The sequence below is a fragment of the Stenotrophomonas sp. MYb57 genome (genome assembly GCF_002966815.1).
GTDB classification, from domain to species: domain Bacteria; phylum Pseudomonadota; class Gammaproteobacteria; order Xanthomonadales; family Xanthomonadaceae; genus Stenotrophomonas; species Stenotrophomonas indicatrix.
The window spans coordinates 1,976,652-1,992,096 of record NZ_CP023271.1 but is presented as its reverse complement, the minus strand read 5'-3'; the positions used below and the strand labels follow the sequence as shown (position 1 = coordinate 1,992,096).

Here is a 15,445-nt window from a genome sequence, read left to right as displayed (position 1 = left end):
GCTCCCGGGCGAGGCACCGTGGTCGTGGCCGGGCGCGGTCATTGCGTGCTCCCGGCCTTCTCTGCCGGCTTGGCCGAGGCGGTTACGGTCTTCGCCTTGGCCTTCGGATCGGCGATCACCTGCACCGCAGTACCGTCGCGCAGGGCGACCTTGCCGGCGGTGACGATCTGGTCGCCCGCCGCCAGTCCCTCACGGATTTCCACCCACGGCCCTTCGGCGTAGCCGAGCTTGACCGGCACCCGCGCGACCTTGCCCTCGCGCACGCGGAACACTGCCGGTTCACCATCGTCCAGCAGTGCCAGGCGCGGCACCACCAGTGCGTCGGCACGCTGGTCGTAGTCGATGCGGATACGGCCGAACATGCCCGGCTGCAGCGACTGCGCGGCGCCATCGAAAGCACTGACCACACGGAAGGTGCCGCTGCCCGAATCCACCACCGGCGCGATACGGTCCACCACACCAGTGAAGGTCTGGCCCGGCAGCGCATCGGCCGACAGCGTGACCGGCTGGCCCGCACGCAAGGTCGCCAGCTCGCGCTCGGGCACGTTGAGGGTGGCTTCCAGCCGCGAGTTGTCGACGATGCGGAAGATCGGCGTGTTGATCTGCACGAAGTTGCCGGTCTTGATCGATCGCGAGGCGATCACGCCGGAAATCGGTGCGACCACGGTGGTGTAGGACAGTTCCAGCGTGGCCAGGCGGTACTGCGCGCGCACGTTTTCCAGGTCGTAGCGCAGTTGGTCGACATCGGCAGCACTGACCATCTGCTGGCCGACCAGCTTCTGTGCGCGCTGGTAGTTGTTTTCCAGCTTGCGCATCTGCGCCTCGCTCTGGGCAACGGCCAGGCGTGCGCGGTCCGGATCCAGCCGCACCAGAGGCTGCCCGGCGCTGACCCGCTGCCCTTCCTCGACCAGTACCGCCAGCGCGACGCCCGAGGTCTTGGCGACCACCTGCGATTCGGCGCGCGGCTCCAGTGCCGCCGTTCCGGTGTAGCTGGCGGCCACCGCGCGATGGCTGGCCACGGCCACTTCCACCGGCACCGCGTCGACCTTCTTCTCGTCCTTGGTCTCGGCCGCCTTGGCCTCGTTGTTGGGCCCAGCGGCGCAACCGCTCAGCAGCAGGGAGGTGGAGAGCAGCAGCGCGGCAGCGCAGAGTCCGCTGCGGGGGCCGGGCAGGAAGGTTTGGTGCGACATCGTCAGATCCCTGGAGGATGCGTGGGCAGGTGTGGTAGCAAAGTAATGCACCACTTCACGGCAACACCATATCCCAAAGGTCATGGTGTCTTCACGCCGCCGGTCGGGCCGACCCCATTTCAGCTAGATGAAACCTGAGGCTATACTCGGGTCGTTCCGTACCCCACGCCGGAACGACCAGACCCGAATCCCCGGAAAAGACACCATGCGCCCGCAGCCGCTCGCCGCTTGTCTCGCTCTGGCCGTCCTCCTGCCCCTCGGGGCCGCCGCACAGCCCGCACCTGCTCCTGCAGCACCACCCGCCCCGGCACCGGCTCCGGCCCCTGTGCCGGCGGCTGCCACGCCCACCGGCAGTTTCGACAATGGCCGTGTGCTTGCCTACACCTGCCAGGGTTGCCACGGCATCACCGGTTACAAGAACGCCTACCCCAGTTACCGGGTACCGAAGATCGGTGGCCAGACCCAGCAGTACCTGACCCAGGCCCTGACCGAGTACCGCCAGGGCAAGCGCCGGCATCCGACGATGCAGGCGCAGTCGATGAGTTTCAGCGAACAGGAGATCGCCGATCTCGCTGTTTACCTGTCCACCGTCAAGTAAGGCCCGCCCATGTCGAAAGCCGCGCATCCACTGCGTCACGCCATCGCCCTGTCCGTCGCCCTGCTGCTGGCGGCCTGCTCGCAGTCACAGGTGGAGAACAGCGAGAAATCCGCCGGCGATCCCGGCCATGCCAGCGGCGAGCACGGATCGTCTTCCTCCGCGGGCCTGCCTGCCGGGCGTGAAGCCGCCGGCGAGGCCCGCGCCAAGGTCAAGAGCAAGGCCACCAGCCAGAGCTGCATCGATTGCCACGGTGCCGACGGCAATGCGCCGATCGATCCGACCTATCCGAAGCTGGGTGGTCAATACGGCGATTACCTCGCGCATGCGCTGCAGGCCTACCGTGCCGGTGATCGCCAGCATGCGCTGATGACACCGCAGGCGAAGGACCTGAGCGATCAGGACATTGCCGATCTGGCCGCGTATTTCGGCAGCCGACCGAGCCAGCTGCGGGATCTGCACGGGGTCAAATGACCGCCGGCCCGCCCCAGTGGGTGCGGACCGTTGGTTGGTGGGTGCGGACCGTTGGTCCGCACGTATCCGGATATCCACGCATGGCGTGGATCTACTGAATCCGACCGGCGCTCAGCCTTCCAGCTCTTCCCAGCGTGCGTACGCGGCATCCAGTTCAGCCTGCACCTTGGCCAGCTGCTGGGTGTGCGCGGTCACTTCGGCGCTGCTGCGCGTGTAGAACGACGGATCGTTCATTGCCGAGGTAAGCCCTTCGACATCGCCTTCCAGCTTTTCGATCGTCTTCGGCAGCTGTTCCAGCTCACGCGCTTCCTTGTAGGCGAGCTTGCGCTTGGGCGCTGCCGGTTCCGCAGCAGCCGCCGGGGCAGCGACCACCGGCTTGGCGGCAGCAACCACCGCAGGCGCAGCGGCCACGCTGGCCGCGTAACGCTGCCAGTCGCTGTAGCCGCCCACGTACTCGCCGATCACGCCATCGCCTTCCATCACCAGCGTGGAGGTCACCACGTTGTCGATGAAGTCACGATCATGGCTGACCAGCAGCAACGTGCCGTTGTATTCGCCCAGCAACTCTTCCAGCAGCTCCAGGGTTTCCACGTCCAGATCGTTGGTCGGTTCGTCCATCACCAGCAGGTTGGACGGCTGCGCGAACAGCTTGGCCAGCAGCAGGCGGTTGCGCTCGCCACCGGACAGGCGGGTGATCGGCGCGCGCGCGCGCTCAGGGGTGAACATGAAGTCCTGCAGGTAGGCGTGCACGTGCTTGCGCTTGCCGTTGAACTCGAGGAAATCGCGGCCTTCGGCCACGTTCTCGATCGCGCTCCAGTCTTCGCGCAGCACTGCACGGTACTGGTCGAAGTACGCAACCTGCAGGTTGGTGCCGGCGTTGACCTCACCCTTCTGCGGCTGCAGTTCGCCCAGCAGCAGCTTCAACAGTGTGGTCTTGCCACTGCCGTTGGGGCCGATCAGGCCGATGCGGTCACCACGCAGGATGGTGGTGGAGAAATCGCGGACCATCGTGCGATCGCCGAAGGCGAACGAAATGTCCTTGATGTCGATGACCTTCTTGCCCGAGCTCACGCCCTGGGCCGCTTCCATCTTGACGTTGCCGCTGAGGTCGCGGCGCGCGGAACGCTCGTTGCGCATCGCCTTCAAGCGGCGTACGCGGCCTTCGTCGCGGGTGCGGCGTGCCTTGATGCCCTGGCGGATCCACACTTCTTCCTGCGCCAGCAGCTTGTCGAACCGTGCGTTTTCCTGGGCCTGCGCGTTGAGGCGTTCTTCGCGACGGCGCTCGTAGTTGGCCCAGTCGCCCGGCCAGCTGGTGACCTGGCCGCGGTCGATCTCGACGATGCGGGTGGCCAGTGCTCGAAGGAAGCGGCGGTCATGGGTGACGAACACCACGCTGCCGTTCCAGTTCTTGAGGAACATTTCGAGCCAGTCGATGGCTTCGATGTCGAGGTGGTTGGTCGGTTCGTCCAGCAGCAGCAGGTCGGGGCTGGAGACCAGCGCGCGGCCGAGCAGCACGCGGCGCTTCATGCCGCCGGACAGGCGCGCAAACTCCGCGTCGCCATCGAGGTCGAGCTTGGTCAGGGTCTCGCTGACGCGCTGGTCCAAGCCCCAGCCGTTGGCGGCATCGATCTTGGCCTGGACGTTGCCCAGCGCTTCGCCATCGAACACGTCGGCGTGGCTGAGGTGATGGAATTCGGCGAGCCATTGGCCCAGTTCGCCCAGGCCGTCGGCGACGACGTCGAACACGCTGCCAGCGGCGCCATGCGGCACCTCCTGCTCCAGGCGAGTCACGCGCACGCCCTGCTGGACGCGCACTTCACCGTCATCGGGCTTGTGGTCGCCGGACAGCAGCTTGAGCAGGGTCGATTTGCCGGCGCCGTTGCGGCCGATCAGGGCGATACGCTCGCCCGGCTCGATCGACAGTTCGGCTTTTTCCAGCAACAGCGGGCCGCCGACGCTGAAGTCGACGTTTTGCAGAGTAATCAGAGGCATCCGGCCATTGTAGCGGGTTGCGGGGCCTGGCCGGGCGGCGCCCGGCACCCGCAGAGGCCACGGCCGCAGCAACAGCAACAGCCAACCCCGACTTGCTGGAGGGATGGCGGGGTGGTGTGGGGCTTCAGGACACGCCGTAAACCCTTCCATGGGGGCTCGATGGCGCCATCCATGGCGCCAACGGTCCTGCAGCCCCACACCACCCCGCCTTCGACAGATCTCCGCTGCTGTTGGTAGGTGTCGACCTTGGTCGACACGGGGTCGGATCCCGTTGCTGCGCAATAGGCTCTGACCCCTACGTGGATTCACGCTGTGGAAGATGGATCCCGGCTACTGCACTTCCCCCAACAACGCCTGCAAACCCGGCAACCATCGCTTGCCGGGGTGGCGTACCAGCCACAGCGTGCGGTGCAGGGCCGGCAATGGCGTTTGAAGGATGCGCAGGCGGCCGAGGGCCAAGGGTTCTTCCAGGGCATGGCGCGAGAGGCAGGCCAGGCCGAGGCCGGCGATGGCGGCTTGCTTGATGGCTTCGGTATTGCCCAGCTGCAGGGTCTGGGCGAAGCCACGCAGATGCGGCAGCAATGCCTGTTCGACAGCCTCGCGGGTGCCTGAGCCGGGTTCGCGCAGCAGCCAGCGCGCTGCGCGCAGTTCATGCAGCGACCAGCGCGGGGGCGCATCCGCGGCGGCGACGATCACCAGCGGGTCCTGCTGCCAGGCGGTCACCTGCAGCCCGCGTTCGTGGCATGGGCCTTCGATCAGTCCTGCATCCACGTCCAGCCGTTGAACGGCCGCCACCACGCCTGCGCTGTTGTCGATGCGCAGATCGACCTCGGCCTGCGGTGCCTGCCGCAGCAGCTCGGCGATACGCGGCGGCAGCAGGTAGTTGCCGATGGTGGTGCTGGCCGCCAACACCAGCCGCAGCGGCGCGCCTTGGGACGGGTCACCGCCCGCCGCCAATTGCCGCTCCAGATCGGCGGCATTGACCAACAGCGCGCGCGCCGGCTCCAGCAAGGCCCGGCCGTGGCCGTTCAACGCCAGGCGACGGCCGATGCGGTCGAACAGCGGCGTGCCGAAGTGCGCTTCCAGCTCCTGCAGGGCCGCGCTGCTGGCGGACTGGGAAAGCGCGATGGCCTGGCCTGCGGCGGTGGTGCTGCCCTGGTCGGCGATGGCAACGAAGACCTGCAGCTGGCGGAGCGTCAGGCGCATGTCCGTTACCTGTGTTATGGGTAGGTTTCACCGATATTATTCGTTTTACGGGTCAATCGCATGGATGCAGGCTGTACGCCTCTCTCCCGCATCCCACCCGCCATGAACGCGCCTGCCCTGTCCCCCTGGTCCCTGCCCGCCCTGCGCCAGCGCTGGCAACTGCGCCTGCCCGGCCTGCTGCTGGTCGGCCTGGTGGCGGCGGCGTCGCTGTACCTGGCCGAGCTGCCCTGGCTGCAGGCGCATGGCCTGAGTGCGCTGACCGTCGCCATCGTCGCCGGCATCGTGGTCGGCAACACCGTGTACCCGCGACTGGCCCCCGCCAGCGCGGCGGGCGTGGGCTTCTCCAAGCACTGGCTGCTGCGTGCGGGCATCGTGCTGTACGGCCTGCGGCTGACCTTCCAGGACATCGGCCACGTCGGCGTCGCCGGCGTGCTGATGGACGTGCTGGTGGTGGCGAGCACCTTCGGCCTGGCGTGCTGGCTGGGTGTACGGGTGTTCAGGATGGAGCGCGAGGCCGCCATGCTGATCGGTGCCGGCAGCGCGATCTGCGGTGCAGCGGCGGTGATGGCCGCAGAGCCGGTGGTGCGCGGCCGCGCTGCGCAGGTGACGGTGGCGGTATCGACGGTGGTGGTGTTCGGCACGCTGGCCATGTTCCTGTACCCGGCGCTGTATGCGCTGGTGCAGTCGCACGCCTGGCTTCCAATGGACGCGCGGCAGTACGGCCTGTTCACCGGCGCCACCGTGCATGAAGTGGCACAGGTGGTGGCTGCCGGACGTGCGGTGGGCGAGTCAGCCGCCGATACCGCGGTCATCACCAAGATGGTGCGGGTGATGCTGCTGGCACCGTTCCTGATCGCACTGTCGCTGTGGCTGGCCCGTGGTGGCAAGGCGGCGGCGGACGGTGGCAAGGCCCGGATCGTGGTGCCGTGGTTCGCGTTCGGTTTCGTGGCGGTTGCCGGGCTCAACTCGCTGCATCTGCTGCCGGTGGGTGTGCAGGCCGGGCTGGTGCAGCTGGATACCGTGCTGCTGGCCATGGCGATGGCCGCGCTGGGCCTGACCACCCATGTGTCTGCGCTGCGCCAGGCCGGGTTGAAGCCGCTGCTGCTGGCATCGATCCTGTTCGCCTGGTTGCTGCTGGGTGGCCTGGCGATCCACCAGGGTGTGCTGGCGGTGCTGGGCTGAGGGCAACGTGGATCGTTAGACTTGAGGCATGCCAGTCTCCGCCGCCCTGCTGCAGATCCCGCTGCGCCTGCTGGATGATCGATATGGGCGGGGCAATGTCGATGAAGCCGAAGACACGCTGGTCGAGATCGTTCAAGCAGTGGTGGGCGTGCAGGCGACCTGTTCGTTCGACGTCGACACGCGGCACGCCAACCCGTGGTTCCACCAGCTGCTGCTGGAGCCCCGGGTCGCTGGAAAACCGGCCACCCCGGAGCAGTTGCAGGCGATGGCTGCGCGGCTGGTGGTCATCGGGCTGGGTTGAGGGAACGTTCGGCCAAGGTGCCGACCAAGGTCGCCCGCTACCGGGCGCCCCCACAATCGTGAACGACGGCGGGACCGGGCGCGCGCGCAGGTACAATGCGCCATGACTGATTTCTCGACCCTGCCGCTGAGCCCGGCCCTGCAGCCCGGCCTGGATGCCCTCGGCTACACCACCCTCACGCCGATCCAGGCGCAGAGCCTGCCCGCCATCCTTGATGGCCGCGATGTGATCGCCCAGGCCCCGACCGGCAGCGGCAAGACCGCCGCCTTCGGTCTTGGCCTGCTGCAATCCATCGACACCAGCCTGATCCGCGTACAGGCGCTGGTGCTGTGCCCCACCCGCGAGCTGGCCGACCAGGTGGCCAAGCAGATCCGCAAGCTGGCCACCGGCATCCCCAACCTGAAGCTGCTGCTGCTGACCGGCGGCACGCCGCTGGGCCCGCAGCTGGCGTCGCTGGAAAGCCACGACCCGCACGTAGTGGTCGGCACGCCCGGCCGCGTGCAGGAACTGGCGCGCAAGCGCGCACTGAATCTGGGCGCCGTGCGCACGCTGGTGCTGGATGAAGCCGACCGTATGCTCGATATGGGCTTCGAGGAACCGATCCGTGAGATCGCCGGCCGTACCCACCGCGATCGCCAGAGCCTGCTGTTCTCGGCAACCTTCCCCGACACCATCCGCGCCATGGCCCGCGACCTGCTGCGCGATGCCGTGGAAGTGACCGTGGAAGGCGCCGACCAGGCCCCGGCCATCCGCCACCTGTTCTGCGAAGTCGAACCGGCACACCGGCAGAAGGCACTGGCCGGCCTGCTGCTGAAGTACACGCCCGAATCGGCCGTGGTGTTCTGCAACACCCGCAAGGACGTGGACGAAGTGGCCAACTCGCTGCAGCAGTTCGGCTTCTCCGCGCTCGCCCTGCATGGCGACATGGAACAGCGCGACCGCGAGGAAGTGCTGCTGCGCCTGGCCAACCGCAGCTGCAACGTGCTGGTTGCCAGCGACGTCGCCGCACGCGGGCTGGATGTGGAAGAACTGGCCGCGGTGATCAACTACGAGCTGCCGACCGACGTCGAGAGCTACCAGCACCGTGTCGGCCGTACCGGTCGTGCCGGCGCCAGTGGCTTGGCGATCAGTCTGGTGGCGGGCCGCGAAAAGAACCGCGCCGACGCCATCGAAGCACAGCGCGGCGAGCCGCTGGATTGGCAGAAGACGCCGCTGGCGACGTCGCGCCCGGCCGAGCTGCCGCAGGCGGCGATGCGCACCCTGCGCATCGATGGCGGCAAGACCGACAAGCTGCGCGCAGGCGACATCCTCGGCGCCCTCACCGGCGATGCCGGCCTGTCGGCCAAGTTCATCGGCAAGATCGCGATCTTCCCGACCCGTTCCTACGTGGCGATCGCCCGCGAGCAGGTCAACAAGGCGGTGGCGAAGCTGGAAGCGGGCAAGATCAAGGGCCGTCGTTTCCGCGTGCGGATGATGTAACGGGCAGGACATCCGCCGGGCATGGCCCGGCGCTACCTGCTTGCCGTGGGTAGCGCCGGGCCATGCCCGGCGACGCAATCAGAACACCAGTTCGGTGTGCAGCGGCAGATCCGCTTCCCAGCGGCCACGGCCGCCCAGGCCGTCCAGCTCGACCAGCACGCCGGCGCCGACCACGTCCACGCCCAGGCGGCGCACCAGCGACAACGCAGCAACCAGCGTACCGCCGGTTGCCAGCACGTCGTCGATGATCGCTACGCGCGCACCGGCCGGCAGCGCGTCGGCATGCACTTCAATGCAGTCGCTGCGGTATTCCAGCGTGTATTCCTCGCGCAGCACCTTGCCCGGCAGCTTGCCCGGCTTGCGCACCGGCACGAAGCCCACGCCCAGTTCCAGCGCCATGGCCGCACCGAGGATGAAGCCGCGCGATTCGATGCCGACCACCGCGTCCAGCTTCTGATCGCGCCAGCGATCGGCCATCGCCACGATCGCGCCACGGAAGTCCTCGCTGTGAGCGAGCAGCGGCATGATGTCCTTGAACAGGATGCCCGGCTTCGGGAAATCAGCGATGTCGCGCAGGCGCGAGGCCCAGGCGGGGACGGCCACGGTGGCGTCGGTCATTGCAGCTACCAGCTTGTATGGCGGCATAGGGTAACCGGTTCGCCCGTGCCCTGCCCGTTCCCGGCACCACTGCGCCGCTGCGTTCCACCGATGGCGCCGTGGCGCATCACGCCAAAATCGCACACGCGTGCGATAATCGCCCTAACCGGTCATTCACCCAGCCTGCGTCATAAGCAGGCCGACGCCTGCCCGCCGTCACGGCCCGCAGCCGCCCGGGATGCCGTTGGCCCCCGCCACGCCTGGCGCGCGCGGGGCTTTCCCCGCCTCCGCGCGGGTTTTTCGCAATGAGGTTCATGCAACGTGGACGAGACGACGAGAGTTCCGGCCCTGTGCCGTGTGCTGGTGGTCCTGCTCGGCATCCTGGTGACCCTGTTCGGCCTGGCTCTGCTGGTCGGCGGTGTACGCCTGGTGCAGCTGGGGGGCAGTTGGTATTTCCTGCTGATGGGTGCGGTGTCGGCGGTAGCCGGCGTAGTGCTGGCGATGCGCCGGCCGAACGGTGCGCTGCTGTACGGCCTGGCCTTCCTGGCCACGCTGCTGTGGGCACTGGTGGATGCCGGCTGGAATTTCTGGCCGCTGGTATCGCGGCTGGTGATGCCGGCGGTGCTGGCCCTTCTGGTCGCCCTGGCGTGGCCGGTGCTGCGCCGCAGCCGAGGCCAGGTTGCCGGTCGCGGGGCCTATGGCGTGGCCGCCGTGCTGCTGGTTGGCCTGCTGGGCACTGCGGTGTCGGCGTTCCAGCCGCGCCCGGTACAGACCGCGCAGGGCACCACGCCGCCGGTGGTGCCGGTGGCCAAGGGCGCTGAACAGCGCGACTGGATGCACTGGGGCAACACCACCGCCGGCACCCGCTTTGCCGCGCTGGACCAGATCACCCCGGCCAACGTGAAGGAACTGCAGGTTGCCTGGACGGCGCGCACCGGCGATGTGCCGGAAAGCAACGGTTTCGGTGCCGAGGACCAGAACACCCCGCTGCAGATCGGCGACACCCTGTTCCTGTGCACCCCGCACAACCAGGTGATCGCCATCGATGCCGATTCCGGCAAGCAGCGCTGGGCCTTCGACCCCAAGGCCACCGCGCCGAACTGGCAGCGCTGCCGCGGTCTGGGCTATTTCGACGCAACCACGGCACCGTCTGCGGCAGATGCAGCCGCTCCGGCACCTGCGCCGCTGCCGGCCGCCGAAACGGCCAGCACGGGCCCGGCGCTGTGCGAGAAGCGCATCCTGATGACCTCCATCGATGCGCGCTTGTTCGCGCTGGATGCGAAGACCGGCGCGCTGTGCCCGGACTTCGGCAGCAACGGCGTGGTCGACCTGAAGGCCGGCATGGGCGAGATCAAGCCGGGCTTCTACACCCTCACCGCCGCACCGTTGGTGGCCGGCGAACTGATCGTGGTCGGTGGCCGCGTGGCCGACAACATCGAAGTGGGTGAGCCGTCCGGCGTGGTGCGTGCCTACAACGTGCGCACCGGCGCGCTGGCCTGGGTCTGGGATCTTTCCAAGGAAACCCCGGACGTGCCGCTGGATCCGTCGATCCACTACACGCGCGCCACGCCGAACGTGTGGACCTCGATGGCCTACGACCCGCAACTGGGCTTGGTCTACCTGCCCACCGGCAACACCACCCCTGACCAGTGGGCCGGCGAGCGCACCCCGCAGGATGACAAGTACAGTTCGGCGGTGGTTGCGCTGGACGTGGCCACCGGCAAGGAGCGCTGGGTCTACCAGACCGTGCACCACGACCTGTGGGACTACGACCTGCCCGCGCAGCCGACCCTGACCGATGTGCCCGACGGCAAGGGCGGCACGCTGCCGGCCCTGCTGCAGATCACCAAGGCCGGGCAGATCTTCATGCTCAATCGCCAGACCGGCGTGCCGATCAGCGAAGTGCGCAACATCCCCGCGCCGCAGGGCAATGCGCAGGGCGAACGCTATGCCGCCACCCAGCCGCTGTCGGTGGGCCTGCCGCAGATCGGCGCGCAGACGCTGACCGAGTCGGACATGTGGGGCGCCACCCCGATCGACCAGATGCTGTGCCGCATCCAGTTCAAGCAGTTCCGCTACGACGGCATGTACACGCCGCCGGGCGAAGACCTCGCGCTGCAGTGGCCCGGTTCGCTGGGTGGCATGAACTGGGGCAGCGCCTCGGTCGACCCCACCACCGGCTACCTGTTCGTCAATGACATGCGCCTGGGCCTGTGGACCAAGCTGATCCCGCGCGCGCAGATGACCAGCGGCGACGGTGGCGTGGAAATGGGTGCGGCCTCGCAGACCGGCACGCCGTACGGCTCGCTGCGCGACCGCTTCCTGTCCAAGCTGGGCATTCCCTGCCAGAAACCGCCGTTCGGCACGATGTCGGCGATCAACCTGGCCACCCGCCAGCTGGTCTGGCAGGTGCCGGTGGGCACGGTGAAGGACACCGGGCCGATGGGCATCAAGATGGGCCTGCCGATTCCGATCGGCATGCCGACCCTGGGCGGTTCGCTGGCCACGCAGTCGGGCCTGCTGTTCTTCGCCGGTACGCAGGATTACTACCTTCGCGCCTATGACAGCCGCACCGGCGAGGAAGTGTGGAAGGCCCGCATGCCGGTTGGCAGCCAGGGCACGCCGATGACCTACGTGTCGCCGAAGACCGGTCGCCAGTACGTGGTGATTTCCGCCGGTGGCGCACGCCAGTCACCGGACCGTGGCGACTACGTGATCGCCTACGCGCTGCCCGAGCGCAAGTGACCGGCGCCACGCGGCGCAGCCTCGCAGGCTGCGCCGCGTGGGTACCGGTTGCTGGTTCGAGCCCTTACCATGCGAGGTCGAACCCGATGAAAGCTGCTGCCATGCCTGCCGTTCCTCCCAGCCGTCGACCCAAGCGCCCCCCTGCCCCACCGCAGGATCGTGGCCTGGCCCATGAGCTGATGCAGCAGATCCAGGACAACCAGGGCGATCCGGACTTCATGACGTCGCTCGGCCGCGGCCTGGCCGTGCTGAGCGTGTTCTCGCAGCACCCGCGCGAAGTGACGATGTCGCAGATCAGCAGCGATACCGGCATTTCCCGCGCAGCGGTACGGCGCGTGCTGTACACGCTGGAAAAGCTCGGCTACGTGGGTGAACAGGGCCGCGGCTTCGTGCTGCTGCCGCGCGTGCTGGGCATGGGCGGCGCCTATGTCGCGTCGTCGTCGATGACCGCTGCTGCACAACCGGTGCTGGATGCCCTGCGCGATGCCGTGCACGAATCCTGCTCGCTGGGCGTGCTCGATGGCGATGACATCCTGTACGTGGCGCGCGCGGAAACCGTACGCATCATGTCGATCGGCCTGCGCGCAGGCAGCCGCCTGCCGGCCTACTGCACCTCGATGGGCCGCGTGCTGCTGGCCTCGTTGCCGCGCGACACGCTGGAAGGCTACCTGGAACGCAACCCGTTGCGGCCGCGCACTGAACGCACGGTCACCCGCATGGATGACTTCCTCGACCTGCTGGAAAAGGTGCGCCGCGAAGGCGCGTCGCTGGTCGACCAGGAACTGGAGATCGGCCTGCGCTCGATCGCCGTGCCAGTGCGTTCGCGCAGCGGCGATGTCGTGGCCGCGCTGAACATCGGCACCCAGGCGGGCCGTATCGGCCTGGGCGTGATGCAGACCCAGCTGTTGCCGCGCCTGCGCGAAGCCGCACAGCGGCTGGGGACGTTGTTGAATTGAGGTACAGCCGCCGGGCATGGCCCGGCGCGTCCGGGACCGCGCTCTGGTAGCGCCGGGCCATGCCCGGCGGATGTTCGGCGTCAGCGCTCTGCGGACTGCTCTTCCAGGATCGGCTTGGCCAGCGCGAATGCATGGTTGGCCGCGGGCACGCCACAGTAGATCGCGGCCTGCAGCAGCGCTTCCTTGATCTCCTCCGGCGTCACCCCGTTGTTGCGGGCGGCACGGATATGCAGCTTGAACTCCTCGTCATGGCCCAGCGCCACCATCATCACGATGGTCAGCAGCGAGCGCGTATGCCGCGGCAGGCCCTCGCGCGTCCACACCGTGCCCCACGCCGTGCGCGTGATGAATTCCTGGAATTCGTTGGTGAACTCGGTGCGCGCCTGCAGCGAGCGTTCGACGTGTGCCTCACCCAGTACCTGGCGGCGCACCGCAAGGCCGGCTTCGTAGCGTTCCTGTTCGTCCATCGTGGTCTACCTGTTGTGCGGGATCAGTGCTGCGCCGAAAGATGCGCGGCCAGTGCGGAGGTGAACGCCTGCGGCGATTCCAAGTTGCAGATGTGGCGGCCCGGCACGGCGGCATGGTGGCCATGGGCCACGCCGTCGGCGATTGCCTGCAGCTCGGACGGAGCGCACACCGGGTCGTCATTTCCGGCAATGGCCAGCAGCGGCACGCCAATGCGGCCCAGCGCATCACGGAAGTCGGCCGTGCCCACGGCGTTGCAGCAGCCGGCATAGCCAGCCACGCTGGTGGCGAGGAAGCGCTGCAGGATGTCTTCCACCTGGCTGGCATGGGTCTGCGCGAAAGCGGCGGTGAACCAGCGTTCGCGGGTGCCATCGACCAGCGGCAACAGGCCATCGTGCTGGACCTGGGCGATGCGCGCCTGCCAGCCGTCCAGCGTGCCGATCTTCGCTGCGGTGGCAGCCACCGTGAGCGTGCGCAGGCGATTGCCAGCATGCACGCCCAGCCACTGCCCGGTCAGGCCACCGATCGACAGCCCGCAGAAATGGCTGCGCGCGATGCCGAGGTGGTCCCACAGGGCCAGCACATCAGCGCCCAGTTCGGCCACGCTGTACAGCCCCGGCGGCGTGCTGGACTGGCCATGGCCGCGACGGTCATAGCGCAGGATGCGGTACTGCGAGGCGAGTGCATCCACCTGCGGCTGCCACATGCCCAGGTCGGTACCCAGAGAATTGCAGAAGGTCAGCCACTGACCGTCGGCGCGGCCCTCGGTCTGGTAGTGCAGGCGATGCTGCGGAAGGTCGAGGAATGGCATGCGTGCTCCAGCGTTGAACGTAGGATCAGCCGCGCGCGAGCACGCGGTCGATCCAGGTATCGGCCATGCCGCGCCAGCTGTCTGCGGCGAACAGGGCATCCAGTTGTGCGGCGGAAAGCTGCGCGGTGACTTCGGGCATCTGCCCCAGCACCACGCGCAGGTGCTGCGATTGCGCAAGCGCCTGCCTGGCCGCTTGCTCCACCAGGGCATGTGCGGCCGGCTTGCCGATGCTCTCGCCCAGGGTGACCGCAACGGCTTCGGCGTAAAGCAGGCCGCCTTGACTGTCCAGGTGCTGGCGCATGCGCTCGCGGTCCAGCTGCAGGCCCTGCACCACCAAATCCACCTGGGCCAGGCTGCCCGCACACAGGCGCACGATCTCCGGCACGGTGTCCCATTCGGCGTGCCATTGGCCTGCTGCGCGCTCGTGCGGCTGCGGCATGGCAGTGAACAGCGTGGACAGCAGGCCCGGTACGCGCGTGGCGGCGGCAATGGCGGCCACGCAGCCCACCGGATTGCGCTTGTGCGGCATTGCCGAGGAACCGCCCTTGCCCTCGCCCGCCGGCTCGAAGGCTTCGGCCACCTCGGACTGCATCAGCAGCACGATGTCGGTGGCGATCTTGCCGAGGCTGCCGGTCAGCAGTGCGAACACGCTGCCGAACTCGGCAATGCGGTCACGCGCGGTGTGCCAGGGCAATGCCGGCAGCGGCAACTGCAGCTCGGCAGCCAGGGCTTCGGCCACGTCCAGCCCGCGCGTCTGCAGCGAGGCCAGGGTGCCGGCGGCACCGCCGAACTGCAGCACCAGCGTGTCTGCGGCCAACGCATCCAGCCTGCGCTGGCTGCGCTGCAGGGCGTCGAGCCAACCGGCCGCCTTCAGGCCGAAGGTCACCGGCACTGCGTGTTGCAGCAGCGTGCGTCCGGGCAGCCCGGTGCCGCGCTCGGCCTCGGCCAGCCGCGCCAGCGCCATGCACAGCACGCGCAGGCGCGCCTGCACCTGGCTGACTGCCGCGCGCAGCTGCAGCACCGCGCCGGTATCGATGATGTCCTGGCTGGTGGCGCCCCAGTGCACCCAGCGCGCGGCCTCGGCATCGTTCGCCTTGACCTGCGCGGTGAGTGCCTTGACCAGTGGAATGGCCGGATTGCCAGCCAGTGCGGTGGCTGCCGACAGCGCCGGCAACGAATACAGATCGGCACTGCAGGCCGCTTCGATCGGTGCCAGCGCGGCTGCGGGAATCACCCCGCACTGCACCTGCGCGCGCGCCAGAGCGCGTTCGACATCGAGCATCGCCTGCAGGCGTGCTTCATCGCGGAACACGGCGTCGACGGCGGGGTCGCCGAACAGACCGCCCAGCAGCGTTGGGAAGTGGCTCATCGGTGCAGTCCATCCTGGGTAATCACAGCTTACCCGCGCCCGCCGCACGCGGGCGTGGAGTGGCCGGAAGGCGCGTCGGGCGC

Annotated in this window: 14 protein-coding genes; 7 read left to right on the top strand and 7 right to left on the bottom strand. The window is 68.2% G+C overall.

What is annotated here, in order from left to right:
• Nucleotides 1-38 precede the first annotated feature (38 nt).
• Nucleotides 39-1,190: a MexH family multidrug efflux RND transporter periplasmic adaptor subunit gene (locus CLM74_RS09265; protein ID WP_025875055.1), complete on the bottom strand. Its 1,152-nt coding sequence runs from the start codon at nucleotides 1,188-1,190 to the stop codon at nucleotides 39-41.
• A 205-nt stretch (nucleotides 1,191-1,395) separates the two neighbouring features.
• Between CLM74_RS09265 and CLM74_RS09260 the strand changes: the two genes are divergently transcribed.
• A complete protein-coding gene (locus CLM74_RS09260) occupies nucleotides 1,396-1,788 on the top strand; it encodes a c-type cytochrome (RefSeq protein ID WP_025875058.1) in 393 nt (130 codons plus the stop codon).
• Nucleotides 1,789-1,797: 9 nt separating this feature from the next.
• Nucleotides 1,798-2,259 (top strand): cytochrome c, encoded by a 462-nt coding sequence (locus tag CLM74_RS09255; RefSeq protein ID WP_032977578.1) that lies wholly within the window; start codon nucleotides 1,798-1,800, stop codon nucleotides 2,257-2,259.
• A gap of 111 nt (nucleotides 2,260-2,370) precedes the next feature.
• On the opposite strand, the gene CLM74_RS09250 is transcribed toward CLM74_RS09255, so the two are convergent.
• Both CLM74_RS09250 and CLM74_RS09245 read right to left on the bottom strand, forming a co-directional pair.
• Complete coding sequence (locus CLM74_RS09250) at nucleotides 2,371-4,251, bottom strand: ATP-binding cassette domain-containing protein (RefSeq protein WP_032977580.1); 1,881 nt, start codon at nucleotides 4,249-4,251, stop codon at nucleotides 2,371-2,373.
• Between the two features lie 330 nt (nucleotides 4,252-4,581).
• Nucleotides 4,582-5,457 (bottom strand): LysR family transcriptional regulator, encoded by an 876-nt coding sequence (locus CLM74_RS09245; RefSeq protein ID WP_105163900.1) that lies wholly within the window; start codon nucleotides 5,455-5,457, stop codon nucleotides 4,582-4,584.
• Nucleotides 5,458-5,559: 102 nt separating this feature from the next.
• Between CLM74_RS09245 and CLM74_RS09240 the strand changes: the two genes are divergently transcribed.
• The 3 genes from CLM74_RS09240 to dbpA all read left to right on the top strand — a co-directional run bounded on the left by CLM74_RS09240 (nucleotide 5,560) and on the right by dbpA (nucleotide 8,419).
• A complete protein-coding gene (locus CLM74_RS09240; RefSeq protein ID WP_105163899.1) occupies nucleotides 5,560-6,639 on the top strand; it encodes a YeiH family protein in 1,080 nt (359 codons plus the stop codon).
• 28 nt (nucleotides 6,640-6,667) lie between these two features.
• Nucleotides 6,668-6,940, top strand: a complete 273-nt coding sequence (locus CLM74_RS09235; protein ID WP_105163898.1) for a hypothetical protein — start codon at nucleotides 6,668-6,670, stop codon at nucleotides 6,938-6,940.
• 102 nt (nucleotides 6,941-7,042) lie between these two features.
• Complete coding sequence (dbpA, locus tag CLM74_RS09230; RefSeq protein WP_105163897.1) at nucleotides 7,043-8,419, top strand: ATP-dependent RNA helicase DbpA; 1,377 nt, start codon at nucleotides 7,043-7,045, stop codon at nucleotides 8,417-8,419.
• A 78-nt stretch (nucleotides 8,420-8,497) separates the two neighbouring features.
• Here the strand turns inward: dbpA and CLM74_RS09225 are convergent, their stop codons facing one another.
• Nucleotides 8,498-9,037, bottom strand: coding sequence for an adenine phosphoribosyltransferase (locus CLM74_RS09225; protein WP_032951771.1), 540 nt, complete (start codon nucleotides 9,035-9,037; stop codon nucleotides 8,498-8,500).
• 300 nt (nucleotides 9,038-9,337) lie between these two features.
• On the opposite strand from CLM74_RS09225, the gene CLM74_RS09220 reads away from it, so the two are divergent.
• Together CLM74_RS09220 and CLM74_RS09215 are read left to right on the top strand one after the other, a co-directional pair.
• A complete protein-coding gene (locus CLM74_RS09220; RefSeq protein ID WP_105163896.1) occupies nucleotides 9,338-11,761 on the top strand; it encodes a membrane-bound PQQ-dependent dehydrogenase, glucose/quinate/shikimate family in 2,424 nt (807 codons plus the stop codon).
• Nucleotides 11,762-11,862: 101 nt separating this feature from the next.
• Nucleotides 11,863-12,717, top strand: coding sequence for an IclR family transcriptional regulator C-terminal domain-containing protein (locus CLM74_RS09215; RefSeq protein ID WP_025875077.1), 855 nt, complete (start codon nucleotides 11,863-11,865; stop codon nucleotides 12,715-12,717).
• 80 nt (nucleotides 12,718-12,797) lie between these two features.
• On the opposite strand, the gene pcaC is transcribed toward CLM74_RS09215, so the two are convergent.
• Genes pcaC through CLM74_RS09200 form a run of 3 tightly spaced genes read right to left on the bottom strand, consistent with a single transcriptional unit; the run spans nucleotide 12,798 to nucleotide 15,362 of the window.
• Nucleotides 12,798-13,184, bottom strand: a complete 387-nt coding sequence (gene pcaC, locus CLM74_RS09210; protein WP_105163895.1) for a 4-carboxymuconolactone decarboxylase — start codon at nucleotides 13,182-13,184, stop codon at nucleotides 12,798-12,800.
• Between the two features lie 23 nt (nucleotides 13,185-13,207).
• The gene (gene pcaD, locus CLM74_RS09205; protein ID WP_105163894.1) at nucleotides 13,208-13,993 is read right to left on the bottom strand and encodes a 3-oxoadipate enol-lactonase; all 786 of its coding nucleotides are present in this window, start codon (nucleotides 13,991-13,993) and stop codon (nucleotides 13,208-13,210) included.
• Nucleotides 13,994-14,018: 25 nt separating this feature from the next.
• Nucleotides 14,019-15,362 carry a 3-carboxy-cis,cis-muconate cycloisomerase gene (locus CLM74_RS09200; RefSeq protein ID WP_105163893.1) on the bottom strand — a complete coding sequence of 448 codons (1,344 nt, stop codon included), beginning with the start codon at nucleotides 15,360-15,362 and terminating at the stop codon, nucleotides 14,019-14,021.
• Nucleotides 15,363-15,445: the final 83 nt, after the last annotated feature.

Coding starts and splice junctions, on each gene's coding strand:
- CLM74_RS09265 (WP_025875055.1), bottom strand. CDS start 1,190: ATGTCGCACCAAACCTTCCTGCCCGGCCCCCGCAGCGGACTCTGCGCT.
- CLM74_RS09260 (WP_025875058.1), top strand. CDS start 1,396: ATGCGCCCGCAGCCGCTCGCCGCTTGTCTCGCTCTGGCCGTCCTCCTG.
- CLM74_RS09255 (WP_032977578.1), top strand. CDS start 1,798: ATGTCGAAAGCCGCGCATCCACTGCGTCACGCCATCGCCCTGTCCGTC.
- CLM74_RS09250 (WP_032977580.1), bottom strand. CDS start 4,251: ATGCCTCTGATTACTCTGCAAAACGTCGACTTCAGCGTCGGCGGCCCG.
- CLM74_RS09245 (WP_105163900.1), bottom strand. CDS start 5,457: ATGCGCCTGACGCTCCGCCAGCTGCAGGTCTTCGTTGCCATCGCCGAC.
- CLM74_RS09240 (WP_105163899.1), top strand. CDS start 5,560: ATGAACGCGCCTGCCCTGTCCCCCTGGTCCCTGCCCGCCCTGCGCCAG.
- CLM74_RS09235 (WP_105163898.1), top strand. CDS start 6,668: ATGCCAGTCTCCGCCGCCCTGCTGCAGATCCCGCTGCGCCTGCTGGAT.
- dbpA (WP_105163897.1), top strand. CDS start 7,043: ATGACTGATTTCTCGACCCTGCCGCTGAGCCCGGCCCTGCAGCCCGGC.
- CLM74_RS09225 (WP_032951771.1), bottom strand. CDS start 9,037: ATGACCGACGCCACCGTGGCCGTCCCCGCCTGGGCCTCGCGCCTGCGC.
- CLM74_RS09215 (WP_025875077.1), top strand. CDS start 11,863: ATGCCTGCCGTTCCTCCCAGCCGTCGACCCAAGCGCCCCCCTGCCCCA.
- pcaC (WP_105163895.1), bottom strand. CDS start 13,184: ATGGACGAACAGGAACGCTACGAAGCCGGCCTTGCGGTGCGCCGCCAG.
- pcaD (WP_105163894.1), bottom strand. CDS start 13,993: ATGCCATTCCTCGACCTTCCGCAGCATCGCCTGCACTACCAGACCGAG.
- CLM74_RS09200 (WP_105163893.1), bottom strand. CDS start 15,362: ATGAGCCACTTCCCAACGCTGCTGGGCGGTCTGTTCGGCGACCCCGCC.